Below are 958 nucleotides of genomic sequence, written 5' to 3' on the forward strand. Positions count from 1 at the left end.
GAGCGGGGTCGGGGTCAGCGGGGTCGCCGGTACCGCGCCAGCTCGTCCGCGTCCGGTCGCGGCAGCTGCGCGGGCGGCAGTGCCCCGTCCGCCCGCGGGTCCGCCTGCGGGTCCTCCCGCGGGGCCTCGGCGAGCAGCGGCCGCGGGTCGGCGACCGGGTGGCCGGGTCCGGCGGGCCGGTCCTCCGTGGCCCGCGCGTCGACCTCCGACGGCGCGGCGGCGGGCGCCCCGGCCGCCGCCGGACCGGCCGGGCGCACCAGGACCACCGTCGCCAGCGACGCGAGCACCGCGAGGAAGACGGCGACGCCCACGACGGGGGCCGCGGCGGGGACCTCCAGGAGACCCTGGGGGAACCCGCTGCGCGAGGGGGTGCCGTCCTCGGCCGGCTGCGCGAGGTAGGCGAGCATCGCGACGACGACCGCCGTGGCGACCACGGCGGTCAGCCCGGCCACGGCGGCGGCGGCCCGGCGCACCACGCCCACCGGCACGAGGAGGGCGGGCCGGCCGGCGAGGGCGAGCGCCGCCAGCGCCGCGGCTCCCGCCGCGCTGCAGAGGAGCGCTGCGGACGGCGGCGCCGTCGTCAGCAGTGACTCCCAGCGGGCCGTGAACGACGTGCGCTCCGGCACCCCCAGGAACCGCTCGAGCGGTGTGCGGACCCCCGAGCCCAGGAGGCGGCGGGCCGTGTCCGCCCACAGCACGACCGGGGCGGCCGTGGCGAGCACCAGCAGCCAGGCGCCCCAGGACCCCGCCGGGGCACCGCGCTCCGCGGGACCCTCGGGGGCGTCGTCGGGAGCGGGGTGGGCGTCGTCGTGGCTCACGACGTCGGCCGGCGGTACAGCGCGTGGTCCACCGCGGTGGGCCGAGGCGGTGCGGCCGGCTCCGGCTCAGGGGACTGGACGGCGGAGGGCTGGACGACGGCGGGCTGGACGACGGAGCGCTGGACGACGGCGGGCTGGAC

Annotated in this window: 1 protein-coding gene; it reads right to left on the reverse strand. The window is 81.2% G+C overall.

The annotated features are described in order from the left end of the window. Positions 1–14 precede the first annotated feature (14 nt). Positions 15–818, reverse strand: a complete 804-nt coding sequence (locus GTR02_RS21860) for a hypothetical protein (protein WP_166609563.1) — start codon at positions 816–818, stop codon at positions 15–17. Between the last annotated feature and the right edge of the window lie 140 nt (positions 819–958).

Origin of the sequence: Kineococcus siccus (genome assembly GCF_009906795.1) — a bacterium.
GTDB classification, from domain to species: Bacteria; Actinomycetota; Actinomycetes; order Actinomycetales; family Kineococcaceae; genus Kineococcus; species Kineococcus siccus.